This is a genomic window from Glaciimonas soli (genome assembly GCF_009497155.1).
Classification (GTDB): domain Bacteria; phylum Pseudomonadota; class Gammaproteobacteria; order Burkholderiales; family Burkholderiaceae_D; genus Glaciimonas; species Glaciimonas soli.
On record NZ_WINI01000001.1, the window covers coordinates 156,518 to 181,756 of the forward strand.

Sequence of the window (25,239 nt, forward strand, 5' to 3'; positions counted from 1 at the left end):
TGCGTATAGCGATCAAATCATTAGACGGACACGTGATCGGGCAGACAAATAGGGCATTAATATGGATCGTATCGTCGCAGCGCAAGTCTTCGTCACCATTGCCGAGCGGGGCAGCTTGAGCGCCGCCGCCGAGGTGCTCGACATGTCACGTGCCATGGTAACGCGCTATCTGGCAGAGATGGAAAGTTGGTCCGGTGCGCGCCTATTTCACCGTACTACACGCCGCATCAACCTCACTGCAGCGGGCGACGCTACGTTGATACGCTGCCGTGAGATGCTGGCGCTGGCCGAGCAAATGCCAGTGGTGGGAGACGCCGGGGCGGAAGAACCGCGTGGCATCCTGCGCATCGCCTGTTCGCAATCACTCGCGCAAGCCTCGCTAGCGGCAGCGGTGACTGCCTATTTGCGGCGTTACCGACATGCTGCGATTGACCTTCGGATAGATAACAAAGCAGCAAACCTTGTCGAAGAACGTATCGACCTGGCCATTCGTATCACCAATCAACTCGACCCCGGCGTGATCGCCCGCCCGCTAGGCAGCTGTCCCTCGATAGTTTGCGCCGCACCGGCCTACCTGAAGATGCATGGAATACCGAAACATGCCGAAGATCTGGCTTTGCACAACTGTCTCACCTATACCTACTTCGGCAAAAGCCTTTGGTATTTCGAACGGGCAGGGGCGACCATCAGCGTGCCAGTGGGCGGCAACCTGAGCGCCAACGAATCCGTCGTGTTGCTACAGGCGGCCGTTGAGGGCGCGGGAATTACCATGCAGCCGATATTTTCTGCAGCGCCACTGATTGCCGATGGCCGGCTGGTGGCTTTGCTTGCGCAGGATAAACCGCAGACGCTGGGCATCCACGGGCTCTACACCTCACGTCGGCATAAGCCGGCGATTCTGAGCACCATGCTCGACTTTTTGGTTAGCTGGTTCGAGAAGCCGGTCAACTAAACGACTTGCCGACACTAGACGCAGCAAGATTTTTCGATTCGTATGACAGGGCTGCGCAGCTTTTGGGTATTTATCTGGCAACCTGGTAGTAACCCAAAAACATATCCACGGCGGTCTGCACGACAGTGACCTGTTCGGCTTCCGGTAGAGGAGCTTGCCCCATTGCCAGTTGTGGCCAGAAAGCAAAGAGTTTCAATTGGCCTTGCAGCAGATGGGATGCGAACTCCGGGGCGACTGGCTTAAGCCTTCCATCTTGTTGGGCGGCCTGTATCCAGACAGAGACGCCTTCCTCACGTTGCCCCATGCGGGAGATCATTTCTTTTGCACGTTCGGGTGAATGTATGCCTTCCACAATAGCGACTCTAGCCAAATTCATGAAGCTGGGATCACACAGCATACGCATTTTTTGCTGCATCATTTCCATCAGTTGATCACGTAACGGCAAGTCTGTTCGATAGACAGTCTCCGTCACTGCGGCTGAGCAGTCCCAAAGCTGTCCCAGAATGGCGGCGAACAAGTCATCCTTGCTCGAAAAGTGGTTGTATACGGTGCGTTTGGACACTGCCGCGCTGGCGGCGATTTTGTCCATGCTGGTAGCTTCAAAGCCGTTACTATGAAATTCGGCAATGGCGGCTTGCAAGATTGCCTCACGTTTACGGTCAGTTAATTTTTGGTTTATTGTCATGATTCTCATACCTTGGTTACAAAATATTTTACACCATACAGTTTACTTTTTTTCGATAAAAAACTACACTGCGTAGTGTTATTTGTTGTTGTAATAAAACCCTCTGCAAATCGGTATTGAAACAAAGGTGATGGTATGACAAGTGAAACACATGAATTAAGCAATCTGCAAGTTTCTCCACCTTCGTCACAGCGGCGTGATGGTAAATTCAGAAATCTTCATCCCAGGAAAAAACCAGGTTTTTGGAAAACCATGCAAATCCTGTGGCGTTTCAGTTTTGAAAAGCCTGCCGATACCGTGCCCGCGCAGCCGATTCCCGTGCAAGCGATTCATCGTCAGCAATTGCTCGACGCGCCAGATCGTTCCTTATTCCGCCTTGGGCATTCCACCATGCTGCTGAAGTTGCGTGGTGATTTCTGGCTGACCGATCCGGTATTTTCCGATCGTGCGTCACCGTTTCAATGGCTGGGGCCGAAGCGTTTTCATCAGCCGCCAATCAATATTGCCGACCTGCCGCCCATCAAGGGAGTGATTCTGTCGCACGATCACTATGATCATTTGGATTTCAACGCCATCCAACAATTAACCGGGAAGGTAGAACATTTCATTACGCCGCTTGGAGTGGGCGATACGCTAATGAAATGGGGCGTGCCAGCAGAGAAGGTGCAACAACTGGATTGGTGGCAAAGCACCCAGGTTGCTGGGCTACATCTGGTAGCTACACCAGCACAGCATTTTTCGGGACGCAGTCTTTCTGATGGCAACCGAACCTTGTGGGCTTCCTGGGTAATACAGGATGACGATTTGCGATTGTTTTTCAGTGGCGACAGCGGCTACTTCGATGGCTTTAAGGAAATCGGCAGACAATATGGCCCGTTTGACTTAACCATGATAGAAACCGGTGCCTACGACCGCGAGTGGCCGGACGTGCATATGCAGCCGGAACAAACACTACAAGCGCATCTGGATTTGCGCGGCAAACATCTGTTACCGGTACATAACGGTACCTTCGACCTGGCCATGCATCCATGGCAAGACCCGTTTGAACGTATCGTATCGATAGCGGAGGATCAGGGTGTTCCGGTCAGTACACCCCAGATGGGTGAGATGCTCAATTTGAATGCCCCGGACCTGGGCAAACGATGGTGGCGAAAACTACTACCGACACCGAATGTCTGAACGACATTAACGCCATCGCCGCCATTCTGTTTTGTTTCGATGCCTGCTTGTGACGTGCGGGCAATCGCTCCATGCGTTCAAAAATGACCATGCCGACTATCGTTGCTACAGTAAAAATGCGTGGTTTACCATTACGCCTGTCGAGCGATGATAGTCCCGGCCCAAAGCGTAACCATCTTGCTTGTTGCTAGTCTTTGCCATTTTAGATAAGCTTGCCGCTCCCGCGTTCTTCCTAAAGCAAAGAGAAAACCTGTCAACTATGGATATGCCGTCTCACCAACTCACCATGACCGTGCTGATGTCGCCCGACATGGCCAATTTTTCCGGTAATGTACACGGAGGCGCGATTCTGAAATTACTTGATCAGGTAGCCTACGCTTGCGCTAGCCGTTACGCAGCACAATATGTGGTCACGTTGAGTGTCGATCAGGTGACCTTTCGCCAGCCTATCCATGTTGGCGAATTGGTTAGTTTTCTTGCCAGCGTCAATCATACTGGTACTTCGTCAATGGAAGTTGGCATCAAAGTGGTAGCCGAAGATATCCGGACTCAGGCTGTACGTCATGTTAACAGTTGCTTTTTCACGATGGTGGCGGTGGACGGCGACCGCCGTCCGGTGGCTGTGCCGCCGCTACGTCCGTTCAGCGCCGAAGAGAAGCGACGTTTCGAAGGCGCGATCTTACGCAAGCGATTACGCCAGGAATTGGCGAGCCGTTTTGACGATGTTAAAGCCACTTGAGGATAGCGGGCTGATGCTGGGCTAGTACACGCTTTTCAACTTTGTTGGCGACAAATTACTGGATGACGAAATAGAGCGAATCTGGATTTTTTGATAGATGTCTTTATGGAGGCGATATGAAACGTGTTGTTGGTATCGGCGGCGTGTTTTTTAAAGCAAATAATCCTGAAAAACTACGCGAGTGGTATCGGGATCATCTTGGTTTTAATTTAGAAAAATGGGGTGGGGCGGTATTTCGATCGAATGGCGACAATGGCCTTATCGACAATGAAAAAACTGCCTGGTCATTATTTCCTGGCGACTCGGATTATTTTGCACCGAGTCTGCAACCTTTCATGATCAATTATCGCGTTGATGATTTACATGCTTTGCTCGCACAGTTGCGACTGGAAGGTTGCGCTGTTGATACCAAGATTGATGAGTCGGAATTTGGCAAGTTTGGATGGGTGATGGACCCCGAGGGTAATCGGGTCGAGCTTTGGGAACCACCAAAAACTTGATTTTTGTTGAGAATGCCAGGCCGATTGTTGCTGGGCTATTCCAACGTCCGTGATGGCTTATGCAACTGAATAGCGTGGCAATCAAAATTCCGGCTACGTACGACGGCTAGCCATTCCGCGCTGAGTTGTACATAACCCGTTATGTGCACCAACGAAAATTTTTATCGAGCAGGCTTTCCAGGGCATCTGCGCGCGCTTGCCATCGCTGCGTGATAATTGTCCAGGATGCGCTGTATTTCTGCGTTCTCCCCGTGTCGATCAATATTCATTGTTCGGACATAGACAGCAAGCCGTCATTGAGACGCGCGCCCTGAAGATTCCACTTAGATTCCATTTAACTAGTAAGGCTGTGATTAATTCGGTAATCACCGGGCGTTTTGCCAGTCCATGATTTGAAGGCGCGGCGAAAACTTCTGACGTCGGTGAAGCCGAGCTGTTCTGCGATTTCGCTCTGTGTTAAATGGCGGGTTTCGAGCAGGTTTCTGGCTCGACGTTCCTGCATCTGCGCGCGTATTTGCTGAAATGACATGCCGCATTGATCGAGGTGGCGCCGCAGTGTTCGCTCCGTAAGGTTGAGGTTTTTTGCGATCTCCGCCATGTTTGGCGGTGATTCCCAGTTGCGGCGAAATACACTTTCGATAGATTCAATCAGATCCGGCGTATCGGGATCGCGCATCGCCATGCGTTGCAAGTGTTCGAGAGCCTGACGCTGTGCCAGCGGGTTGTGGGTGTTGAGCGGCACAGCGAAAAGGGATGCTTCGCAGACTATGCAATTGCGCGGCGCCGAGAATTGCATAGGACAGTTGAATAGTTGCCGGTAGTTAGCGACATAGGATGGTGCAGGGTAGTCAAACTCCATACGCTTTAGCAGCGTTCGGGTACCCAGCATCGCTTGCCCTATATTCATCAGGTGTGCCGTGACTTCTTCGACTAAAAAAGGCGTAATCGCGGCATTGCCCTGGTTACGAAATACTGCCGTGCATTCTTGTTCGGTCGCCATGAACTCTATATCCACCATGGTGCCGCCTTCCTTGTGATACGTCAGGCAATGCTCAATGGCCTCGCCGAATGTGGAGGAAGTCATCATGGCAAAGCCAACCATGCCGAGCGAGTTGACGTTTTGCTTGCTGCCGACCAGCAGACCAAGCGGCAATGTCGGCAACAGCATGATCGCCTGCGCGATCATGCCACTGGTCTGGCGGCGTGACAGCCTGAAAGAAGGATCTTCCAGATCATCGATAGTCAGCCCGAAGCGCGCCAGCATGCGCGCCGGCGCAATGTCATTTTCGGAAAGAACCTGTGTCAGGGTCAGCGCGATGTTGGGAGTAATTGACGCTTTGTCATCACTCGTCAGACCGCTTCCTTTGCTGTAACGCATACGTCAACTCCTCGTCTCGATTGCCCAGTAATGCTGAGGATAACGTTTTTTGCAAGGTGCATTTTGGCCGGATATGTTCCCATATTTGCTGTTGCTGTCCTGTCATCCCCAGTACTGAGTACCTATAATTATTTCGAATATATTACATCAAAAAAATGCCCGTAAGAAATGAACTCGTGCGAATTTGGCGCGTATGTGGCAGGTATTTTGGAGATGATGATAAGACAATAATTTGGATGTTTGCTGTTGCCCACATAGAGGGAAGCAGCCGATACCCAACCGGAGATGGTGTAGCAGCAATCGAGGAGTGTAGTTTGGATCAAGCAATTTCGGTGCCTCAAGAACGGCGGACAGATTGGCGTAACTGGTCCGGATCCGTGCAGTTTTCACCCGCGCAGTATTTCTCACCCGGCTCCATGGACGAATTGAAGACAGTAGTGCGCACTACTGTCGCCTCCGGGCAATCCTTGCGCGTGGTGGGCAGCGGCCATTCATTTGTGCCGTTGGTAGAAACCGGTGGCTCGCTGCTCTCGCTGCGTAACATGAGCGGCGTTACCGCAATAGACGCGGGTGTTGCCGAAGTCTGGGCCGGTACCGATCTCAAAACGCTCGGTGAGCAGTTAAGCGCAAGCGGTTGCGCCATGCTGAATTTGGGTGACATCAACAAGCAGTCGTTGGCGGGCGCGGTGGGAACCGGTACCCACGGTACCGGGATAGGATTGGGATCAATTTCGACGCAGGTGCGGGCCATGACGCTGATAATGCCGAATGGTGAAGCGGTCGACTGTTCGCCGACACAAGAGGCCGATCTTTTTTCCGCGGCGCGCGTAGCGATGGGCAGTCTGGGCGTCATGGCGAAGATCAAGATCGACGTCGTTCCTGCTTACCGGCTTGAATTGATCAAGCAAACCATGGATCTGGATGTCTGTCTTGACATGGCACCGGCACTGGCGCAAAAAAATCGTCATTTCGAGTTCTACTGGTTTCCCCACACCCGCAAGACTGTGGCCAAGCTGATGAATCAGACCGATGCGCCGGTTTCCAATCAGGGTTTGACGAGTGCGATGGAAATGGCGCTGGAAAACGGTGTCTTTGGGTTGCTGTCACGTCTGGTAAGAGCCAAGCCTGCGCGTGCGCCAGGGATTGCGAGGCTGATCGGCAAACTGGTTGGCGACAAAGCGCCTGTGATGGTAGCCGATTGCCATCGTGCCTTTTCGACCGAGCGCCTGGTGCGCTTCAATGAGATGGAGTACGAACTCCCGGCCGAACGGGGCCCGGAAGCGCTGCGCGAACTGGCTGCATATATCGAAAAAAATAAAGTGCTGGTACATTTTCCTGTCGAGTACCGTTATGTGAAAGGCGATGACATCTGGCTCTCGCCATTCTATGGTCGTGATTCCGCGTCGATTTCGGTGCACCAGTATGTCGGCATGGAACATGATGCTTATTTTCGTGCTGCCGAAGCGATTTTCCTTAATCATGGCGGCCGCCCGCACTGGGGGAAAATGCATAATCTTAGTGCCAGCCAGCTCGGCAAACTTTATCCGCGCTGGAACGACTTTATCGCTTTACGCAATCAGATCGATCCTTCAGGCGTTTTCCTCAACCCGTTGCTGAAACGTTTTTTTGAGGGCTAAGAACAATATGAATAACGTGCATATTTCACCGTGGCAGCGTTGGGGAGTTCTGGCCATTTTTTGCGCAGCACTGATGATGGTGCAGGTGTTCTGGTATGACTTTGCACCGATATTGACCTTTGTTTCGGAGCATTACGGCGTCAGCGAATTGTTTGCCAGTCTGCTTATTTTGGTGTTTCCAGTGATGAGCATTCTGGTTTCGGCACCAGCCGGACGTTTGATCGATAACCGCGGTTACCGCCTCTCGCTACTTATTGGCACCGGTTTGATGGCTGCCTGCAGCATGTTGCGGGTGATAGATAATTTCTGGGTGTTGGTGCTGGCACAAACCGGCGTTGCAATCGCCACTCCCTTCATCGTCACGCCGATTACGGTGCTGGCGTCAGACTGGTTCGACGCCCGTGACGAAGCCAAGATAACCGGCATTTGCGCGATCGCCATCTTTGCAGGTCTGGCGCTGGCGATGACAGTATCGCCGGTGTTGTTCGCGGCTTTCCATCTTGCCGGTTCCATGGCAATTCATGCCGCTGCCGCTTTTCTGTTGTTCTTGCTGACGTATTTATTTGTCCATCACCAGCAGCGGCAGTCCGCAACGCCAGCCGCCCAAATCAAAAAACCAGCACCGCTTAAGGTCAGAGGCAATATCGCATTGCTGGTGATTCTGATTGCCAGTTTCCTGATACAAGGCTGCTTCAATGCCGCGACTACCTGGCTGGAGGCGGTCTGGAGCGCACGTGGCTTCGGTATCGACGATGCCGGTTTTGCCATGGCTGCGGTGGTGGGAGGAGGGATAGTCGGCGCGATGATCATTCCGGCCCTGGCTACAAAATCCGGCAGCGTGCTTGGCATGATCACCGCTTGCCTGTTGCCTTCGGCATTACTGATATATCCGCTATTCGCCGCTGGCAGCGTCACATGGGGTATCGCTTGCGGTGCGCTGCTCGGATTTTTCTGGCTACCGCTGTTGCCGCTGTCGCTGACCGTGATTGACGAAGCGGTACCAAAGACGCATGCCGGGATTGCTGCGGGCCTGTTCTGGACGGTGGGGAATGCAGGCGTGCTGGCGATGACCGTTTTGTTCGAACGTATCAAAAACATGCTGGGCTGGCCGCAAGCGGTGATCATGCTGATCTTGTGCATGCTCGCAGTACTGTGCGTGTTGCTGCGCTTTGCTCCAGCGATGCGGCGTCACCTGCTCGTCCATGTGGGAGAGGCATGATGCCGATACGTGTTGACCGCGGCGCACCGCATGATCACTATTTTTCGACGCTCAACGCGGAGTTGCGCAAGCATGGTCCGGCGCACCCTTGTCTAGTTGTTGATCTTGACCAGCTGGATCACAATCTCGCCATCGTCAGAAAAACGGTTGGTTCAGACGCATCGTTGCGCGTCGTCGCGAAATCACTGCCTTCACTTGATTTGCTCGACTATATTCTTAAAGCATCCGGTACCAACCGATTGATGGCGTTTCATCAGCCTTTCCTCAATGAAGAAGCGCAACGGTTTGCCGACGCTGACATTCTGCTTGGGAAACCGATGCCAGTTCGCGCTGTTGCCGCATTCTATGAACAGTTGCGCGGTGCATTTGACCCCGCACGACAATTGCAGTGGCTGGTCGATACGCCTGAGCGCCTGGTGCAATATCTGGCGCTTGCTCAGGGGCGCGGGCTTCGTCTGCGTATCAACATCGAACTTGATGTCGGCCTGCATCGTGGCGGAGTGACGGACAAGCAAGTGCTTTACAACATGCTAAAGCTCATCAAGAGCAATGCCGGACATCTGACATTCGGCGGCTTCATGGGATACGAACCGCATATCGCCAAACTGCCACGCGTCTTTGGCACACAAGCGCAATTGCATGCGCAAGTCATGGCTCGGTATCAGGATTTCGTGCAGGTTGCCGAGGCGGTTTTTCCCGAACTGAGAACGCAGGATTTGATACTGAATGCCGGTGGCAGCATGTCATATCGTCTGTATCAAGGACAGACAATCATCAACGATATATCTGTGGGTTCCGCGCTGGTTAAACCGACAGATTTCGATTTGCCGCAGTTGACTGAACATCGACCAGCGATGTTTATTGCCACGCCTGTGTTGAAGATGTTGGAAGGAACCAAAGTTCCGGGAGCTGATTGGATCGGTCGACTTGGCGTATGGTGGAATCCAAATCGACGCCGCACATACTTTCTTTATGGCGGACATTGGCTGGCGCGTTACGAATCCCCGCGCGGACTGATCGAACATCCGATGATGGGTTATAGCACCAATCAACAGTTCGTCAATGGTTCTGCGGCGACAGGTTTGTCGCCGGATGACTATATCTTTTTGCGACCAACCCAAAGTGAGGCTGTCATGTTGCAATTCGGAGCGCTTGTGATTGTGCGTCAAGGCCGAATTATCGACTACTGGCCTGTCCTCGGGTCCTCTGATCAAGGGCCACGTCAGGAAAACAGTGCTCCGGTGCAAACTTCGAAATGTGCAGGTGTTCACCATGCTTAATGCCATGCTTAAAATCCAAGCTGTTTTTGATGCGATGCATGTCGCCAGTCGCCAAACCCCAATGCCAGACTGGCCTACGCGAGCAGATCGCTTGCGCCGGCTGCGTGCATTGGTGATGAATAATCGGACTGACATCGCTGCAGCGATTTCGGCCGATTTCGGTAACCGGCCACAGCAGGAGACCGAACTGGCAGAGGTATTTCCCTCGGTCGAAGGCATAGCGCATGCGCTGCGCCATGGCAAGCGCTGGATGCGCGTGCGGCGGCGCTCCACAGGTCTCTGGTTCAAACCGGCGGCTTCAAAACTGATGCCGCAACCGTTGGGCGTTGTCGGCATCGTGGTGCCGTGGAATTATCCGTTGATGTTGGCAATAGGTCCTTTGACGGCAGCGTTGGCAGCGGGCAATCGCGTGATGCTCAAGCAGTCGGAATACACGCCGCGTTTTGCCGATCTGTTCGCACGGTTGATTGCCGCCAATTTCGCAGCGGACGAGATCGCCGTCGTTAATGGTGATGCTGAGGTAGCGCGTGCATTTTCCAATCTACCGTTCGATCACTTGCTGTTCACCGGGTCGACCGCAGTCGGTCGTCACGTGATGCGTGCGGCGAGTGAGCATCTCACGCCGGTCACGCTGGAGCTTGGCGGCAAGTCGCCAGCCATTATCGGGCCTGACTGTGATTTCGATAAGGCAGTGGAGCGTATTCTGGTCGGTAAGCTACTCAATGCCGGGCAGACCTGCATTGCGCCGGATTATGTGTTGGTGCCGGAAGACCAGCTACAGCGCTTTATCGATACCGCAATACGCGTGTTTGGCACACTGTATCCAAATCTTGCAAGCAACGCCGACTACACCAGCATCGTTAGCTCACAACATTTCGCGCGGCTGCAATCGTTGATCGATGAAGCCGGGCAGCGCGGCGCGCAAGTGATCGCGTTGTCGGATGCCGCGCCGGATGTCGCGTCGCGTAGCTTGCCGCCGGTATTGCTGACGCGTGTGAATGACGATATGCGCGTGATGCAGGAAGAAATTTTCGGACCTATTTTGCCGGTGATGCCTTATGGCTCTCTGGAGCAGGCCATCGCGTATATCAACTCGCATCCGCGCCCACTAGCGCTGTATTTGTTCGAAAAGAACCATGCAAACATCAATAGGATGATGACCAATACTGTGGCCGGCGGTGTCTCTATCAACGACACCTTGCTGCATATCGCTCAGGATGATCTGCCGTTCGGTGGTGTTGGTGCCAGCGGTATGGGTGCATATCACGGTGAGTACGGATTCCAGACATTGTCGAAGATGAAGCCGATTTTTCATCAGTCTGCGATCAATGGATTGTCGCTGTTCAAGCCGCCATATGGGAGGACATTCAAGATGATGATGAGATTGCTGGTGCGCTGATAGCGGGCTGGCGTTTATTGAAATTCGTTGTACCTAATAAATATAAAGACGTAACAAGAAATCGGCATATTTTGACCATTCTGTAATTTGACCTTGCGAGGAGACAATAAATGCATCCGATTAAACCTAAAGCATCTGTATTGATGCTATCCGCAGTCTGTGCCTGCTGCCTGCTGACCACACCGTTGTGGGCACAACAAGCCGCAAAACTGGGAAGTGAATTGACCCCGGTAGGTGCCGAAAAAGCTGGCAACAAAGATGGCACGATTCCAGCCTGGAGTGGTGGTGATGTTACTGCCCCAGCCGGTTACAAGGCCGGGCAGCCGCGTCCGGATCCATATGCGGCGGACAAGGTCGTGACCACAATCAACGCTGCTAATGTCGATAAATACGCCAGTAAACTGTCGCCGGGCCAAGTGCAGTTGATCAAGAGTATCAAGGGTTATCGGATGGATGTGTATCCGACTCATCGCTCTTGCGGCTATCCGGATTTCGTGTACCAGCGCACCAAAGAAAATGTTGGTTTTGCCAAGCTCGCTGCCAATGGCTATGAGCTGGCCGAGGCCAAGACTGCGGGTTATCCGTTCCCGATGCCGACCAGTGGGGTTGAGGCGATGTGGAATTTCAAAATGCGCTATCAGGGCGAAGGTTTGACCTGGGCGTATGCGACAGTGGTTCCGCCTAAAGGTGGAAGCGGCATCGGCGAACCGCTGATTCAGGAAGACTACATCCTGTTTCCCTTGTCGACTGCGCAGAACAACACGATCACCGGTGCCAAAGGTGTTGAATCCCTGTATCTGAGTCCCTACATCGCGCCTGCCCAATTTGCCGGTGATGTGACTTTGTCGCACAGTTACATCGGTAAGCCGAATGATATCTGGCTGTACTTCGCCAGTCAGCGTCGGGTGCGGCGCGCGCCAACTTATTCCTACGATGCACCTATTTTGAATGATGAAAATCTGGAAACCATCGATCAATACACCATGTACAACGGCCCGTTGGATCGTTACGACTACAAGCTGGTAGGGAAGAAGGAGATGATCGTTCCCTACAACTGGAACAAGCTTAACTCGGTGACCGCAAAGATTAGCGATGTGGTGCAGCCGACTTTTCTGAATCGCGATTTGACGCGCTATGAAATTCATCGGGTGTGGGAAGTGGAGGCAACAGTCAAGCAGGGCGCACGTCACACTTTCCCGAAGCGGGTTTTTTATCTGGACGAGGATTCCTGGCAAGTGCTGGTGCAAGATCTGTATGACGGTCAGGGCAAAGTGCAGCGCGTGATGGAAAGCGGCGTGGTGATGGCGACCGAATTGCCGGCTTGCGTGCAGGAAGCCTATGCCAGTCATGATCTGTCACTTGGGCGCTACATTGCGGAGCGGATTCCGGCTGGACAAAAACAATCAGACTGGCTGGCTGGGCGCGATGGACGAGTCAAAGAGTCGATGTTCGAGCCTGACGGCTTGCGCCGTTTTGCTACGCGTTGATTGATGTTTGAGGCGGCGACGGCCGGTAAGTAACGGGTCGTCGCGCATCAACATACTGCGCACAGTTTATTTGCATTCCTGGGGGAGACAACAATGAAAAAAATAGCAAAAAAAATAGCAAAAAAAAGACGATCCAGTTTCAAACCGCGCATGATAGTGACACTCGTATTGGGCAGTTCGACGATATTTGGCCATTCAGCGATGGCGGAACAATTCGATCTTGGCAACGGTATCAGTGGAAGTTTTGATTCAGCCGTTTCTTTTGGTATGGCAGTGCGTACGTCTAGCCCGAACTGTACCTTCATAGGTCAGGACAATGGTGGTTGTGCCAGCACCAATCAGGTTGACATTGCGCGCCGCGATCCAACCAACTTTAATCAAACTTATGATCTTGCCAGATTGAATCAGGACAACGGCGATCTCAACTATAAAAGCGGGCAATTAACCTCGGCTGCCTTACGCGGTGTACACGATCTGTACATAAAGGGACCGGATGGCTGGAGTGGCCTGTTTCGCGCTGCCTGGTCTTACGATTTTGCTGTAGATCACACCAGTTATGCGCCTCTGGAACCCGATGCGCGTAGTGCCGCGGTAAGCGACATCCGGATGCTCGATGCCTACGTCAATAAAGAGTTCGACATAGATGAGCATCCGGTACGGGTGCGGGCTGGTAATCAAGTCATCAGTTGGGGCGAGGATATCTTCATTCCCGGCGGGATTAACTCTATCAATGCTATTGATGTGGAGCGTGCGCATAGTCCCGGCGTGCAACTGAAAGAGATTTTTCGCCCGGCGCCTATCTTGTCTCTGAATGCCGAAGTGGCTAAAGGCTTGAGTGTCGAAGGTTATTATCAGGTTCTTTGGAATGGATATAAATTCGACCCGGTAGGCACCTTTTTCTCGACCAGCGATATTGTCGGACCTGGTTCCAGCGGCGCTTTCCTGCCGACATCGCTGGTCAATTCCGTTACCGGTCCACTTGGTTTGCCACCGGCACCGCCGGGCACTGTCGGTGATACCGGAACTCGTATCATCGGCGTTAACCCGGCCACCGGATTGCCGTACAACCAGCGCTTGACAGTCGGCCAACTGGCCGACCCCAGTACCAATCCACTGTACGGCCCATTGATCGGAACCGGTAGTGTGATCCCGCGGGGAATGGACCACGATCCCAAAAATAGCGGACAGTTCGGGTTATCGACGCGTTACTCGTTTCCTGACAGCGGCGATGAACTGGCGTTTTACTATATTCGCTATAACGACAAGGTGCCGTTTGCCAGCATTCGTGTTGACCGGAACACCACCGCTAATCCGTTCGGCTGGCAGGATATCTATCTGGATTACGCGGAAGATCGCAATCTGTTTGGTGTCTCGTACAATACCCGCGCCGGCGATTGGGCGTTTGGCACGGAACTCTCGTTTCGACCAAAAGAAAGCACGCCAATCGACCCAACCATCGTCATTAATCCGAATGATCCGTACTACTGCAATGCCGATCTGAATCCTGCCAACTATCGTCCTACTGGCTACGTCTGTCGCGGTGCTATTGATGAGAAAAAATATCAGTTCCACCTGACCGCGTTGAACATCTTTACCCCGGGTGGCACTTTCGGCGGTTTGCTGCGTGCCTTGGGTGCGACTGAGGGAACATTTACCGGGGAACTGGCGGCCGCCTTCTATCCCGATCTGAACCTCAATGAAGGCATTCCTTTTTCGGTGACTTCCGATTATCGGGTGCCGACCAAATTGTCGACTGGCATGGTGGCGCAGATCGGTGTCAACTATCCAGCGGCATTTGGCGGCCAGGCATCCTACGCGCCAGACCTGGCATTGTCGTATGGACTCTCGGGCGTTTCTGCCAGCGCTTTGCCTGGCTTCATACAAGGCGCGGGTGCGGTAGTGGTCGGGCTGACGGTGGATTTCAAGACCAAGCCAGGGACCAAGATGCGCGTTGATTACACTCACAACTACGGCGGTGGGCAGTCCAACTCGTATCGTGATCGCGACTTTGCCACGTTCAGCTTGACGACGTCATTCTGACGCGGATCGAAAGTAGGGCAGAAAGACAGTAGATTAACCAATGATCGGATGCAGGCATGGATGGTTCAACGCAAAATTTTATCAAGGGTAGCTGGCTGCTGCGTCTGGTGGCAAGGTTGGAATTGACCTTGTTCAAGCGCCGTTTTGCGGTGCTGCTGACGTTCGGCGTATTCACGCTTTGCATGGCAGTACTGGCGCTAGGTTTACGTATGTCGGCAGGGTTTGAAAAGACGCTGCCGCAGCAACATGAATACATCAAGACGTTTAATCAATACCGGGAAGCACTGTTCGGCGCCAATCGCCTGATCGTGGTGGTACATGCGCGGCACGGTACGATCTGGAATCCGCCAGTGCTACGGCAATTGCTGGGCGTGACTGAGGCTGTGAATTATCTGCAAGGAGTAGATCGCAGCAGCGTTATGTCACTATGGACACCGAATGTTTTTTTTACCGAAATCACGGAGGATGGTTTCAAAGCGATGCCGATTACCGGCGGCGACATCATTCCAGAAAAACTGAATCCGCAAGTGATCTCCGACATTCGCGATCGGGTTGCTGCCGGTGGTTATCTCGGCAATCTGGTATCGCGCGATCAGACCAGTGCGATGGTGTTGGCGGAATTGCAGGATAGCGATCCGCAAACCCGCCAGCCGCTCGATTACCGCGCCTTTAATCAACTGCTGGAAAACAAGGTGCGCAAGCATTTCGAAAATGCCGACGTCGAGATCCAGATCATCGGCTTCGCCAAGGCGATTGGCGATATAGGTGAGGAAGCCAGCCGGGTGACGGCTTTCTTCGGAATCGCCTTGCTGCTGACCGGGCTTTCGGTATATTGGTATTGCCGTTCCTGGCGACTGACACTGCTACCGCTGGTATGTTCCCTCAGTTCGCTGGTATGGCAGTTCGGCACCTTGAGACTGTTGGGTTTTGGTCTCGATCCGTTAGCGATTCTGGTGCCGTTTCTGGTATTTGCCATCGGCGTTTCGCACGGTGTGCAGCAGATTAATTTCATTGTGCGTGAAATCGCCGACGGCAAGAATACCGAACTGGCGGCACGCCATAGTTTCACCGGATTGCTGATACCGGGAACGCTGGCGCTGGTGACAGCATTCATCAGCTTCATTACGCTGACCCTGATTCCGATTCCGATGATACGTGAGCTGGCAATTGCGGCCTCGATAGGTGTCGGCTATAAAATTATTACCAATCTTGTGATGCTGCCGCTTGCCGCTTCGTATTTCAGCTTTTCGCAAGAATACGCGCAACGAGCCATCGGCCGCCGTGAACAGCACAGCCGCTGGCTCAGCTGGCTGGCACTGGTAGCACGCCCACGCAACGCCTGGATTGTTGTGGGGCTAGGCGTTGCCTTGTTCAGCGTAGCGGTCTGGCAAAGTCAGGGGCGTCACGTCGGCAGCTTGCAGGCTGGTGCCGACGAGTTGCGTCCCGAGGCACGCTTCAATCGTGACGCCGCCGATATTACGTCGCGGTTCAATGTCGGGCTGGATTGGCTGACAGTGGTGTTTGAAGTTGCGCCGAATGGCAAGCTGGACGCTTGCGCCCGTCCAGATGCACAGCTTTTCATGGATGATTTTGCGCAGCAGATGGGCAGTGTTCCTGGTGTGATGTCGATACGCTCCGTGGCCGATGTACTGAAGGGTATCAATGCCGGACTCAACGAAGGTAATCCGAAGATGACCACCATCACCCGTGATGCGCGTGGACTGGGATCGCAATTCGGCAGCGCAAATGACCAGCTGCACGGCTTTTCTTCATCGGATTGTCGTGCCCAAGGTGTCAACCTGTACCTGAGCGATCACAAGGCAACTACCATCAAGGGTGTCGTCGCTGCGGTAGAGAAGTTTCGCCAGGCAAATCATTTGAGCGGAGTCAATATCCGTCTGGCCAGCGGTAACGCGGGCGTGCTGGCAGCGACCAATGAGGTCCTGGAAAAAAGCGAATTGCCGATGATGCTCTATGTGTACGCCGCCATTTTGGTACTGGTGCTGCTGGCTTATCGCGACTGGCGTGCGATGCTGGCGTGTTGTTTGCCGTTGACGGTGGCAACCTGGCTTGGTTATTGGTTCATGAAAGATCTGAATATTGGCCTGACTGTGGCGACCCTACCGGTCATGGTGCTGGCCACCGGCATCGGCGTCGATTACGCTTTCTATATTTATAACCGCCTGCAACTGCATCTGGGAGCGGGCATGAATATCAGCAATGCGGTCGAACGCGCCTTGCATGAAACCGGCGTTGCGACCATATTTACTGCGCTGACTCTGTCGATTGGCGTCGCCACCTGGTCGTTCTCGCCATTGCAGTTTCAGGCCGACATGGGCAAATTATTAACTTTCATGTTCCTGGTCAATATGGTGATGGCCGTGACCTTGCTGCCCGCTTTCGCAGTGGTGCTGGAATCCATTTTCCCGCGCCGCGCTGGCGCGGTACACACGTCATCGTTGGTTGCTCATTGAGGAAGCACATGTCATCAATACTCAAAAATTCGCATGGAAATTTTGTTTCGTTTTCTATGGTGTTTTCCGGACTATTTTCCGCATTGATATTCGTTAGTGCAAATGTGGGTGCGGTCGAGCAGGCGCCATCCGATTGGCCGACTAACCGGCCCGCACAGTTGCAGCAACAAGCTGTCAGTACAGCGTTGCTGGCAGCGACAACCACGGCCAGCGGCAGGGTGATAGCGGTCGGTGATCATGGCGTGATTTTGCTGTCCGACGACGGCAAAAAATATCGTCAGGCGCACAGCGTACCGACACGTACCATGCTGACCTCGGTTACTTTTATCGACAATAAAACCGGTTGGGCTGCAGGTCATGACGGCGTAGTGCTTAAAACTGTCGATGGCGGTGAAAACTGGTCATTATTGCGTCAACAGTACGGCCAGGAACAACCGATATTGTCGATCTGGTTTGCCGATGCCAATCGGGGGCTGGCGGTGGGCTTATTCGGCATGGCCTTGAGCAGCAGCGATGGCGGAGTCACATGGAGCGAAATCAAACTGAGCAGCGGCGATGCAGCAGACCGTCATCTGTACCGCATTGTTACTACCGGCACCGGCACCGTATTGATTATTGCCGAGGCCGGTACGGTATTTCGATCTGAGGATGGCGGCAAGCATTGGGATGTGATCGATACCGGCGAAAAAGGCTCACTCTGGAGTGCCGTCACGTTTTCCGATAATGGCGTCAGCACAGTGGTTGCAGTCGGCATGCGCGGCCATATCATCCGCAGCAGCGATGATGGAAAAAGCTGGCAAGCAGTTAGCTCTGGCACCACCCAATCGCTGACCGATGTGATCCAGCTGTCCGATCATGAACTGGTGGCTGGCGGCATGGGTGGAACCTTGCTGCACAGCGAGGACGGCGGCCGCCATTTTACGCTGCGGCATAGCGCCGGCGATGAACCCATTACTGCGCTGGCCAAGATTGCAGGTAAAGGAGCAGCAACCCTGATACCGTTTTCGTTGGCTGGAGTGGTGAGCGTTGATGGCGACACAAAAGCGATCCAATAAATCATCAGAAGTTGACACGCTAGCGGACGAGTATTGAAAATTATTGAAAATTTGTGAGGAATAGGGAAGGGAGGAGTACTTAGTTGCGTGACTGAGATAACGGCAATACGGGAACAAAATTAAGTTGAGCGACGATTCTTATTTTCTTTCTTATTTTTTTGGTGTGGCGTCGCTATACAAATTAGCGGGAGCTTGATGTGAATGGCAAAAAAATGAGGGCATGGATCGGTCTGATCCATGCCCTCCAGGAAATTGCGGGTCGGTTTTGCCCGTAGTCCCGTTGTGCCGTGGTCAGGTGTGTTGCCCGGCTGGTGCTAAGGCTTGCCTGCCCGACGCACTGTCGAGGCTGACCGGACCGGCGCCGAAGTAGGCAATGTTGAGCAAACCACCCATCAACATGACGTTCTTGAGGAAGTGGATCATTTGGTTCTGATCCGCAAAGTTGTGATGGAAGAAGATAGCGGTCGCCAATGTGAACAAGGCCATCAAGGGGGCAACCAGGTGCGTGCGGTAGCCTAGCAGGAGTAAGGTGCCGCCACCAGCTTCCATCAGCACCGCGATGGCAAATCCTAATCCCGCCAGCGGCAAGCCGACGCTGGTAATGTAACCGACGGTAGCAGCATAGGAAGTCAGTTTTCCAATGCCGCTCATGATGAAAGGTACGCCAATGAGGATACGGCCGATCAAAGGCAGATATTTGTTGGGTGTGTACATGATGTGCTCCTAAAAAATTAAAAATTAAAAATTAAAAAAATAAAAACAGCGAAAATCAAACTGCATCGACAAGAACAACTTCCGCATCGCCGATTGCTGCGACGATGATCTTTGAAACATCTTTGACCGCGATGCCGTCGCGTGCATCAAGGCGCAATCCGTTGACCAAAACCGTGCCGCGCGCAACCACCAGATAGACGTAGCGAGAACCGCCGATTTGATAGTCCAAAGACTGGCCGCTTGAGATCGTCGCGCCAAGCACGCGGGCGTCCGCTTCGATTGCAATGGCTTGCTTATCGTCGGGCATGCCACTCGCCAGCACTATCCAGCGATTAGCCCGTTCGGCCTTGGGGAACGGCTTCGTCGACCAGCGTGGCGCGATACCGAGGCGACGCGGGCGCAGCCAGATTTGGAAAAGCTTCAGCGGTACGCTACCTGGATTGGTTTCCGAATGGCGAATGCCGCTGCCTGCAGAAAATGCCTGAACGTTACCTGCTGAAATCTGTCCGCGCCCGCCGGAATTGTCGACGTGTTCGAGCAGACCTTCCCTGACATAAGTCACGATTTCCATGTCGCGATGGCCATGCATCGGAAACCCTGTGCCAGGTGCCACCTCGTCGTCATTCAAGACGATCAGGCTGCCCAACGGCGCGTGTGCCGCGTTGTTGTATCCATCGAGTGCGAAATGATGTTTGGCCTTTAGCCAGGTCAAGTCGCTGCTGGCGAGTGAATCCAAGTTTCGAATTTGTAACATGCTGTTCTCCATGAGTCGTCAAGTTGGTGCGCAGTGCACCTTACGAGCTGATGAATACAGCATAATCCAGCAACAAATTAAGATTAATGGCTTGAAATAGAATTGATATTTGTCGAAAATAGAAAAATAAACGGAAATCGGACGATGGGAGAGTAAGCATGGCACCGATCAATGACCTGAATAATCTTGTCTTTTTTGTCAAAGTCGTCGATGCAGGCAGCTATTCTGCTGCAGCCGAGGCGCTCGACATGCAGACGTCCAAGCTGAGTCGACGCGTCAGTGCGTTGGAAACGGAGTTGGGGGTGCGCTTGCTTAACCGTACTACGCGCAGGCTCTCTCTGACTGAGATCGGCAAGACATTTTATGGCCATTGCGTGGCCTTGATTGCGGAAGCGCAATCGGCAAAGGATGCCGTACATCAAACGCTTTCTTCGCCACAGGGACTAGTGCGTCTGAGCTGCCCGGTTGGTCTGCTGCAAGGAGGCGTGGCCGACATCCTCGCCAAATTTCTGGTCGCGGAACCGCAGGTACGCGTCGCGCTCGACGCAACTAATCGTCGCGTTGACGTTGTCGATGAAGGCATCGACATCGCCATCCGTGTCCGGGTGCCACCTTTTGAAGACTCCGATCTCGCCATGCGCACCTTCGGGCCGTCGAAAATGATCCTCGTCGCCAGCACGCGACTGGTACAAGAACTAGGCATGCCTGTTCATCTTGCGGACGTGGCGCGCATGCCGATTGTCGCCATGGGCTATGCCGGTGACAAGGTCACATGGCGCTTTCAAGATAAGGACAACAAAACTCAAGAGCTGGTGCACACACCGCGACTGCACACCGACGACCTGCTCACGCTACGCTCTGCTGCACTACGGGGCATAGGCGTAGCCTGCGTGCCCGCGCTTGCGGTGATGACGGAATTGAGAGCAGGCATGCTAATCAGACTGCTGCCGCACTTGAGTACACGTTCGGGCATCATCCATGCCATATTTCCGTCACGGCGCGGGATGATTCCTGCGGTCAGAAGCTTGCTCGATTTTCTGGCTGCCGAACTGGCTGAGAGTTCCTGGCAGTCTTTGATGCAGGAAGACGAGGACAAGTAGGCAAACGGCTGGCAATTGGCACGCAATTGTCCATCTGGTAGAAACCGGATATGATCGATTTATCCATCGACTACGACGCTATTCATTTCCCATGCTTGACGGTGTATCGCTTGATCAATTGCGAACCTTTATCACCGCGGCCGATGAGGGCAGCTTCTCTGCTGCGTCGCGCAAACTGTATAGAGCGCAGTCGGTCATCAGCCAAACCATCAGTAATCTTGAGCAGCAGATAGACGTCGAACTGTTTGACCGATCTGGTCGTTACCCAAAACTGACGCCGGCCGGCGTTGTGCTGCTTGCCGATGCGCGAAATATCGTGACAAACGTTGATCTGCTGAAGGCGCGCGCGAAAGGCATATCAGCTGGGTTAGAGCCGGAGTTATCCGTCGTCGTCGATGTCATGTATCCGATTGCTGCGGTGACGCAAGTCGCAAAAGAATTCAGGCTGCAGTATCCCGGTGTCGCGCTGCGCGTCTATGTTGAAGCGTTAGGGGGCGCCGTGCAGCCTGTCCTCGATGAGCGCTGTAGTGTTGGAATCGTCGGTTCGCTGCCGCATATTCCACCGAAGATTGCTTATGAGCGACTCACCGGCGTGACTTTTCTCATGCTCTGCGCCAGTGACCATCCGTTAGCTTCGTACAGTGGCAAGATTCCTAAGGATGTCTTGGCGATGCACACGCAAATTGTTTTGACGGACCGGTCGGATCTGTCAAAAGGCCGTGAGTTTGGCGTGATGTCGCCTTTGACTTGGCGGCTAGGCGATCTCTTTGCCAAACATCATTTCCTCTTGAACGGTCTGGGATGGGGCGGTATGCCGCTGCATATCGTACGCGACGATATTGAAAACGGACGCTTGTCCGTACTGCAGATCGAAGATGTTCCTCCCGAAGGAACGATTTTGCCAATGTCCGCCATCTGGCAGACTTCGTCGCCCCCGGGGCCCGCCGGGCGCTGGTTCATCGAGCGCTTGAAGCAAATACCCACCCCAGCGAGCACAATTCCCGCAGCAAAATCACCAGGCAAAAACGCCATCAAATCGAAGTTGTAGTTATCGGTTTCGTACTCATCCTTCGCGCCTTTGATTTCGACATTTCCCCCAGAAGATATTCAGACGACAGCGACATTTCATAGTCAGCGAAGTCAGATCGTCAATTCCGCTCATCCCGCTACCGTTCGAAATTAACGAGGATCGCAGACGCGGCAAAACGGTCGCCGTTATCCATCTGTTAAACCGATGGTTAGCATCCAAATATTTCGTCTATTCAGATGAATTGCGCAGATCTATTCTTTCATCAACGCTTCACCTCCAATTCGACATTTAGCTGTATCAAGGTGTGATTATCGAACTGGCAAGAGCTGCGGCAAATCCGATTATGAAACTTATGGCATGGAGAAAATGATGACCATACACACAGAATCCACGCAATTTGAGCGTGACAGTCAACGGCAGCGCAAAGTGATACTGCGCACCCGCGGACATGCGCACGGCGCGATTACCCGACTGGTCAGTCCGGGCGATGTCGGCGAACTGATCAAGCCGTTCGTATTTCTTGATCATTTCGAAGCCGACGCGGCAAATGCCCCCAAGTTCGGATTCCATCCCCATTCCGGCATCGCGACACTGACGCTGATCATGTCGGGTCAGGCCTTCTACAAGGAAACGACCGGGCGCGAGGGCATTATCGACACGGGTGGTGTCGAATGGATGCGTGCAAGCAGCGGCGTCTGGCACACCGGCGGATTGTATGGCAAGGAGCGCGGGAAAGGATTTCAGCTTTGGGTCGCGATGCCGCCGGAATTTGAATTGGCCGAACCGCACAGCCAGTATCTTGACGCTTCCGCCTTTGAGGCAGTTGGCCCCGCTCGAATCATCATGGGCGAATACGAAGGGCACAAAAGCATCGTTGCAGCACCGGCGGGTATGACCTACCTCGATGTGCGGCTGAAGGCGGGTGAACGCTGGCGCTTCGTTCCGCCCAAAGAGCACGATGTGGCATGGATCGCCGTTGCTGAAGGAGAAGTGTCGGCAACAGAACACATTACATCAGGTGAACTCGCCGTGTTTGATGAATCCGAAGACGAAATCCATTTTGAAGCAAATTCCGACACGCGCTTCGTTCTCGGCTCTGCCATCAAGCATCCTTACGATTTGATCACCGGTTTTTACTCTGTTCACACCAATGCGGCCGCACTGTCGCAAGGTGAAAGCAACATCACGCAGATAGGCAGGCGGTTGCACGCGCAAGGCGTCTTCGAACAGACACGATAAAGGCAGATAGAAATGGCCACGGCGGCCTAAGCCGAATCAATTTATAGAGGAGTAAATCATGAACATTGGCATTATTGGTGCAGGCGCGCTCGGATCCAACATTGCACGGGCATTCGCCAAAGCAGGCATACCAGCCGTCATCTCCAACAGTCGAGGGCCCGAATCCCTTGCTGAATTGGTCAAAGAGCTGGCTCCCACGATCAAAGCCGGCACGACGGAAGCCGCCGCGAAGGCTGACATCGTCGTCGTCGCCATTCGCTGGGCAGACGTAAAGCGTGTGCTTGACCAACTACCTGCCTGGAACGGACGCATCGTCGTCGACGCCACCAACCCCGTCGAATGGATAGACCCGGATTCCCCAGACGCGAAGGATCCGACCAATCCGCTGGCCACATACGGCATTAAGGCGGTTGATCTCGGCGGCCGCCATTCGAGTAGCGTGGTCCGTGAGATCGTTCACGGCGCACATCTCGTCAAGGCATTCAATCACCTCGATGCGCGTGCTCTTGCAGAACCGGAAACATCGGGTGGACGCCGAGTGCTTTTCTATTCTGGCGACGACACCGAAGCCAAAACGACTGTCCGCGCCTTATTGGAGAAGATCGGCTTCGTTGGCGTTGATCTCGGCACGCTGGATGCAGGCGGACCACTGACATCGTTGCCGTTCGGCGCATTGGGCGGGGCTGGCTTCATCAAAATCTGAGGCGACGAATGGTCGCGACTTACCCCGATAGCGTAGCCGTGTTCGTCGTATCGGCTAGCTATTGGGGATGCGCGGCCTCTAATTAATGTTGATTTAGGAGTGTAGAAATGAACAAGTCGATAAAAACCCATGAAGGCAGAGTGGCGCTGGTGACAGGCGCTGGCCAAGGTATCGGTCAGGCGATAGCGCTGGCACTGGCGGAACGCGGAGCGCACGTGATTGCGACGGACCTGGCTGCTCCGGAATACACCGCCAGTAGAAACGACTCCGTCGTGCAGGCACTTCAGCTTGACGTCACGAAAGAAGAGGATTGGCAATCTGTCGCCGCCAAAGCCCGAGATATGGGTGGTGTTGATATCGTTGTCAACAATGCGGGATATTTCCCCAACCGCATTGTTGACGATTTGGACCTGCAGACGTGGCGAAGGACTATGGTCACAAACCTGGATTCTCATTTCCTGAGCGTCAAATATTTTCTGCCGGCGATGAGACAAAAAAAATGGGGACGCTTCATCGGCATATCGTCCAATATCATCGGTCTGGCTGTGCCCGGCATGAGCCACTATATGGCATCGAAGATGGGAATCATCGGCTTCATGCGAGGCTTGGCGAACGACGTAGCGCAAGACGGTATCACCGCAAATTCCGTGTTGCCCGGCTTGACGAATACGCAGGCTACTGAATCTCAACCCGACGCTCAGAAACGCGCCACTTGGGAACAGCAAGCGATCAAGCGGCTCGGCGAGCCGAAAGACATTACGGGTGCGATTCTGTTCTTAACAAGCGATGACGCTGCGTTCATTACCGGACAGGCGATTGTTGTAGACGGTGGTTCTTACCGGATCGGTTAGGCCGCCAATGATTTTCGCCGATTCATTGGCAGCGTTTCCCTCAGTGTAACGGCAGAAATGCGACGTTTTCAGTGATTCAGGAGCTGCTGTGTTCGACTCGAAATGGATGCCGCCCGTTTCGGCTAACCGCACCAGATGCCCGTTTGTACCAACTCGTGCCTGCGATTAGAGCAAACCGGTAAAAAGTACCGCATTTTGGACTTCATTATATTTCCATATGGAAATATAATTGCCGCTGCGTTCAAATCAGGGGAAACATAATAATGAAAGCGATCATTGCACTGACGGTGCTAACTCTCGTCATCATGGTGGTTATCACCGTATTAACTCGGGAAAAACAGGCGACCCAGGAAAAGCGTCGTGAGTACATCAAGAAAAAACCTTTATCGAACAACGAGCAAGTCATGTACTGGCGGCTGGTCGGCGCACTTCCGGATTACATGGTGTTGGCGCAAGTCGGCTTGAGCCGTTGTCTGGGCACTAAAGACAGCGCCGGCCTGGATACCCTGGCGTCGAAGAATCTGGATTTCGTGATTTGCGATAAAGCCAGTGACGTGGTGGCGGTCATTGAAATAGATAACAAGACGCATAACAACAAGATTCTCAGCAAAGAGGATGAAAAAAAATACAAGGCGCTGAAAAAAGCAGGCATCGACATCATCAAATGGCGTGCAAATTCGCTGCCAAGCGAAGCGGATATCAGAGAGCGATTTACCTTATTGGATCCGGGCAGAAAGCCGAGAGTAGTGAAAAGCAAGAGTCTTCAAACCAGCATTTTTGGCATTGGGATTGGCAAGTACCGCAATACCGGCGCGGGTTGAGTT

At 53.3% G+C, this 25,239-nt stretch carries 22 protein-coding genes and 1 pseudogene; 18 read left to right on the forward strand and 5 right to left on the reverse strand.

Annotated features, from left to right (window positions below; genetic code table 11):
• Positions 1–61 precede the first annotated feature (61 nt).
• The gene (locus GEV47_RS00725; RefSeq protein WP_153232813.1) at positions 62–952 is read left to right on the forward strand and encodes a LysR family transcriptional regulator; all 891 of its coding nucleotides are present in this window, start codon (positions 62–64) and stop codon (positions 950–952) included.
• Between the two features lie 70 nt (positions 953–1,022).
• On the opposite strand, the gene GEV47_RS00730 is transcribed toward GEV47_RS00725, so the two are convergent.
• Entirely contained in the window at positions 1,023–1,637 is a 615-nt protein-coding gene (locus GEV47_RS00730; protein WP_153232814.1) for a TetR/AcrR family transcriptional regulator, read from the reverse strand.
• A gap of 135 nt (positions 1,638–1,772) precedes the next feature.
• Here GEV47_RS00730 and GEV47_RS00735 point away from each other — a divergent pair, with 135 nt between their 5' ends.
• Positions 1,773–2,816, forward strand: coding sequence for an MBL fold metallo-hydrolase (locus GEV47_RS00735; RefSeq protein ID WP_153232815.1), 1,044 nt, complete (start codon positions 1,773–1,775; stop codon positions 2,814–2,816).
• Here the strand turns inward: GEV47_RS00735 and GEV47_RS19830 are convergent.
• Positions 2,749–2,967, reverse strand: a pseudogene (locus GEV47_RS19830) (hypothetical protein); the annotation flags it as partial. The gene GEV47_RS00735 and the pseudogene GEV47_RS19830 overlap by 68 nt on opposite strands.
• Before the next feature lie 108 nt (positions 2,968–3,075).
• Here GEV47_RS19830 and GEV47_RS00740 point away from each other — a divergent pair.
• Positions 3,076–3,555 carry an acyl-CoA thioesterase gene (locus GEV47_RS00740; RefSeq protein ID WP_153232816.1) on the forward strand — a complete coding sequence of 160 codons (480 nt, stop codon included), beginning with the start codon at positions 3,076–3,078 and terminating at the stop codon, positions 3,553–3,555.
• Between the two features lie 116 nt (positions 3,556–3,671).
• Positions 3,672–4,055 (forward strand): VOC family protein, encoded by a 384-nt coding sequence (locus tag GEV47_RS00745; protein WP_153232817.1) that lies wholly within the window; start codon positions 3,672–3,674, stop codon positions 4,053–4,055.
• Between the two features lie 334 nt (positions 4,056–4,389).
• Here GEV47_RS00745 and GEV47_RS00750 read toward each other — a convergent pair whose 3' ends face one another.
• Positions 4,390–5,433 (reverse strand): AraC family transcriptional regulator, encoded by a 1,044-nt coding sequence (locus GEV47_RS00750; RefSeq protein WP_153232818.1) that lies wholly within the window; start codon positions 5,431–5,433, stop codon positions 4,390–4,392.
• A gap of 314 nt (positions 5,434–5,747) precedes the next feature.
• Between GEV47_RS00750 and GEV47_RS00755 the strand changes: the two genes are divergently transcribed.
• From GEV47_RS00755 to GEV47_RS00790, 8 genes are all read left to right on the forward strand, one after another.
• Positions 5,748–7,070 (forward strand): D-arabinono-1,4-lactone oxidase, encoded by a 1,323-nt coding sequence (locus GEV47_RS00755; RefSeq protein ID WP_228124508.1) that lies wholly within the window; start codon positions 5,748–5,750, stop codon positions 7,068–7,070.
• Between the two features lie 7 nt (positions 7,071–7,077).
• The gene (locus GEV47_RS00760) at positions 7,078–8,289 is read left to right on the forward strand and encodes an MFS transporter (RefSeq protein WP_153232820.1); all 1,212 of its coding nucleotides are present in this window, start codon (positions 7,078–7,080) and stop codon (positions 8,287–8,289) included.
• Positions 8,286–9,569 carry a DSD1 family PLP-dependent enzyme gene (locus tag GEV47_RS00765; RefSeq protein ID WP_153232821.1) on the forward strand — a complete coding sequence of 428 codons (1,284 nt, stop codon included), beginning with the start codon at positions 8,286–8,288 and terminating at the stop codon, positions 9,567–9,569. Before GEV47_RS00760 ends, GEV47_RS00765 begins: the two co-directional genes overlap by 4 nt.
• On the forward strand, positions 9,562–10,968 hold the full coding sequence (locus GEV47_RS00770; protein WP_194270544.1) for a coniferyl aldehyde dehydrogenase: 1,407 nt from the start codon (positions 9,562–9,564) through the stop codon (positions 10,966–10,968). The genes GEV47_RS00765 and GEV47_RS00770 overlap by 8 nt, the downstream gene beginning before the upstream one ends.
• 110 nt (positions 10,969–11,078) lie before the next feature.
• Positions 11,079–12,455 carry a DUF1329 domain-containing protein gene (locus tag GEV47_RS00775; RefSeq protein ID WP_153232822.1) on the forward strand — a complete coding sequence of 459 codons (1,377 nt, stop codon included), beginning with the start codon at positions 11,079–11,081 and terminating at the stop codon, positions 12,453–12,455.
• Positions 12,456–12,548: 93 nt separating this feature from the next.
• Complete coding sequence (locus tag GEV47_RS00780) at positions 12,549–14,495, forward strand: DUF1302 domain-containing protein (protein WP_153232823.1); 1,947 nt, start codon at positions 12,549–12,551, stop codon at positions 14,493–14,495.
• 56 nt (positions 14,496–14,551) lie between these two features.
• Positions 14,552–16,969 carry an efflux RND transporter permease subunit gene (locus GEV47_RS00785; RefSeq protein WP_153232824.1) on the forward strand — a complete coding sequence of 806 codons (2,418 nt, stop codon included), beginning with the start codon at positions 14,552–14,554 and terminating at the stop codon, positions 16,967–16,969.
• Positions 16,970–16,977: 8 nt separating this feature from the next.
• Positions 16,978–18,024, forward strand: coding sequence for a WD40/YVTN/BNR-like repeat-containing protein (locus tag GEV47_RS00790; protein WP_153232825.1), 1,047 nt, complete (start codon positions 16,978–16,980; stop codon positions 18,022–18,024).
• Between the two features lie 291 nt (positions 18,025–18,315).
• On the opposite strand, the gene GEV47_RS00795 is transcribed toward GEV47_RS00790, so the two are convergent.
• On the reverse strand, positions 18,316–18,738 hold the full coding sequence (locus GEV47_RS00795; protein WP_153232826.1) for a DoxX family protein: 423 nt from the start codon (positions 18,736–18,738) through the stop codon (positions 18,316–18,318).
• 55 nt (positions 18,739–18,793) lie between these two features.
• Positions 18,794–19,492 carry a pirin family protein gene (locus GEV47_RS00800; RefSeq protein ID WP_153232827.1) on the reverse strand — a complete coding sequence of 233 codons (699 nt, stop codon included), beginning with the start codon at positions 19,490–19,492 and terminating at the stop codon, positions 18,794–18,796.
• Between the two features lie 158 nt (positions 19,493–19,650).
• On the opposite strand from GEV47_RS00800, the gene GEV47_RS00805 reads away from it, so the two are divergent.
• The 6 genes from GEV47_RS00805 (at position 19,651) to GEV47_RS00830 (ending at position 25,236) form a co-directional block, all read left to right on the forward strand.
• Positions 19,651–20,592: a LysR substrate-binding domain-containing protein gene (locus tag GEV47_RS00805; protein ID WP_153232828.1), complete on the forward strand. Its 942-nt coding sequence runs from the start codon at positions 19,651–19,653 to the stop codon at positions 20,590–20,592.
• Between the two features lie 91 nt (positions 20,593–20,683).
• The gene (locus GEV47_RS00810) at positions 20,684–21,640 is read left to right on the forward strand and encodes a LysR family transcriptional regulator (RefSeq protein WP_153232829.1); all 957 of its coding nucleotides are present in this window, start codon (positions 20,684–20,686) and stop codon (positions 21,638–21,640) included.
• A 348-nt stretch (positions 21,641–21,988) separates the two neighbouring features.
• Positions 21,989–22,861, forward strand: a complete 873-nt coding sequence (locus GEV47_RS00815; protein WP_228124509.1) for a pirin family protein — start codon at positions 21,989–21,991, stop codon at positions 22,859–22,861.
• Positions 22,862–22,919: 58 nt separating this feature from the next.
• Positions 22,920–23,564: an NADPH-dependent F420 reductase gene (locus GEV47_RS00820; protein ID WP_153232830.1), complete on the forward strand. Its 645-nt coding sequence runs from the start codon at positions 22,920–22,922 to the stop codon at positions 23,562–23,564.
• Between the two features lie 107 nt (positions 23,565–23,671).
• Positions 23,672–24,415, forward strand: a complete 744-nt coding sequence (locus GEV47_RS00825; protein ID WP_153232831.1) for an SDR family NAD(P)-dependent oxidoreductase — start codon at positions 23,672–23,674, stop codon at positions 24,413–24,415.
• 263 nt (positions 24,416–24,678) lie between these two features.
• Positions 24,679–25,236 carry a DUF2726 domain-containing protein gene (locus tag GEV47_RS00830; protein WP_153232832.1) on the forward strand — a complete coding sequence of 186 codons (558 nt, stop codon included), beginning with the start codon at positions 24,679–24,681 and terminating at the stop codon, positions 25,234–25,236.
• Positions 25,237–25,239 lie beyond the last annotated feature (3 nt).

What these genes read in the sequence shown, in the direction of transcription:
- GEV47_RS00725 (WP_153232813.1), top strand. Translation starts at nt 62, where the DNA reads ATGGATCGTATCGTCGCAGCGCAAGTCTTCGTCACCATTGCCGAGCGG.
- GEV47_RS00730 (WP_153232814.1), bottom strand. Translation starts at nt 1,637, where the DNA reads ATGACAATAAACCAAAAATTAACTGACCGTAAACGTGAGGCAATCTTG.
- GEV47_RS00735 (WP_153232815.1), top strand. Translation starts at nt 1,773, where the DNA reads ATGACAAGTGAAACACATGAATTAAGCAATCTGCAAGTTTCTCCACCT.
- GEV47_RS00740 (WP_153232816.1), top strand. Translation starts at nt 3,076, where the DNA reads ATGGATATGCCGTCTCACCAACTCACCATGACCGTGCTGATGTCGCCC.
- GEV47_RS00745 (WP_153232817.1), top strand. Translation starts at nt 3,672, where the DNA reads ATGAAACGTGTTGTTGGTATCGGCGGCGTGTTTTTTAAAGCAAATAAT.
- GEV47_RS00750 (WP_153232818.1), bottom strand. Translation starts at nt 5,433, where the DNA reads ATGCGTTACAGCAAAGGAAGCGGTCTGACGAGTGATGACAAAGCGTCA.
- GEV47_RS00760 (WP_153232820.1), top strand. Translation starts at nt 7,078, where the DNA reads ATGAATAACGTGCATATTTCACCGTGGCAGCGTTGGGGAGTTCTGGCC.
- GEV47_RS00765 (WP_153232821.1), top strand. Translation starts at nt 8,286, where the DNA reads ATGATGCCGATACGTGTTGACCGCGGCGCACCGCATGATCACTATTTT.
- GEV47_RS00770 (WP_194270544.1), top strand. Translation starts at nt 9,562, where the DNA reads ATGCTTAATGCCATGCTTAAAATCCAAGCTGTTTTTGATGCGATGCAT.
- GEV47_RS00775 (WP_153232822.1), top strand. Translation starts at nt 11,079, where the DNA reads ATGCATCCGATTAAACCTAAAGCATCTGTATTGATGCTATCCGCAGTC.
- GEV47_RS00780 (WP_153232823.1), top strand. Translation starts at nt 12,549, where the DNA reads ATGAAAAAAATAGCAAAAAAAATAGCAAAAAAAAGACGATCCAGTTTC.
- GEV47_RS00785 (WP_153232824.1), top strand. Translation starts at nt 14,552, where the DNA reads ATGGATGGTTCAACGCAAAATTTTATCAAGGGTAGCTGGCTGCTGCGT.
- GEV47_RS00790 (WP_153232825.1), top strand. Translation starts at nt 16,978, where the DNA reads ATGTCATCAATACTCAAAAATTCGCATGGAAATTTTGTTTCGTTTTCT.
- GEV47_RS00795 (WP_153232826.1), bottom strand. Translation starts at nt 18,738, where the DNA reads ATGTACACACCCAACAAATATCTGCCTTTGATCGGCCGTATCCTCATT.
- GEV47_RS00800 (WP_153232827.1), bottom strand. Translation starts at nt 19,492, where the DNA reads ATGTTACAAATTCGAAACTTGGATTCACTCGCCAGCAGCGACTTGACC.
- GEV47_RS00805 (WP_153232828.1), top strand. Translation starts at nt 19,651, where the DNA reads ATGGCACCGATCAATGACCTGAATAATCTTGTCTTTTTTGTCAAAGTC.
- GEV47_RS00810 (WP_153232829.1), top strand. Translation starts at nt 20,684, where the DNA reads ATGCTTGACGGTGTATCGCTTGATCAATTGCGAACCTTTATCACCGCG.
- GEV47_RS00815 (WP_228124509.1), top strand. Translation starts at nt 21,989, where the DNA reads ATGATGACCATACACACAGAATCCACGCAATTTGAGCGTGACAGTCAA.
- GEV47_RS00820 (WP_153232830.1), top strand. Translation starts at nt 22,920, where the DNA reads ATGAACATTGGCATTATTGGTGCAGGCGCGCTCGGATCCAACATTGCA.
- GEV47_RS00825 (WP_153232831.1), top strand. Translation starts at nt 23,672, where the DNA reads ATGAACAAGTCGATAAAAACCCATGAAGGCAGAGTGGCGCTGGTGACA.
- GEV47_RS00830 (WP_153232832.1), top strand. Translation starts at nt 24,679, where the DNA reads ATGAAAGCGATCATTGCACTGACGGTGCTAACTCTCGTCATCATGGTG.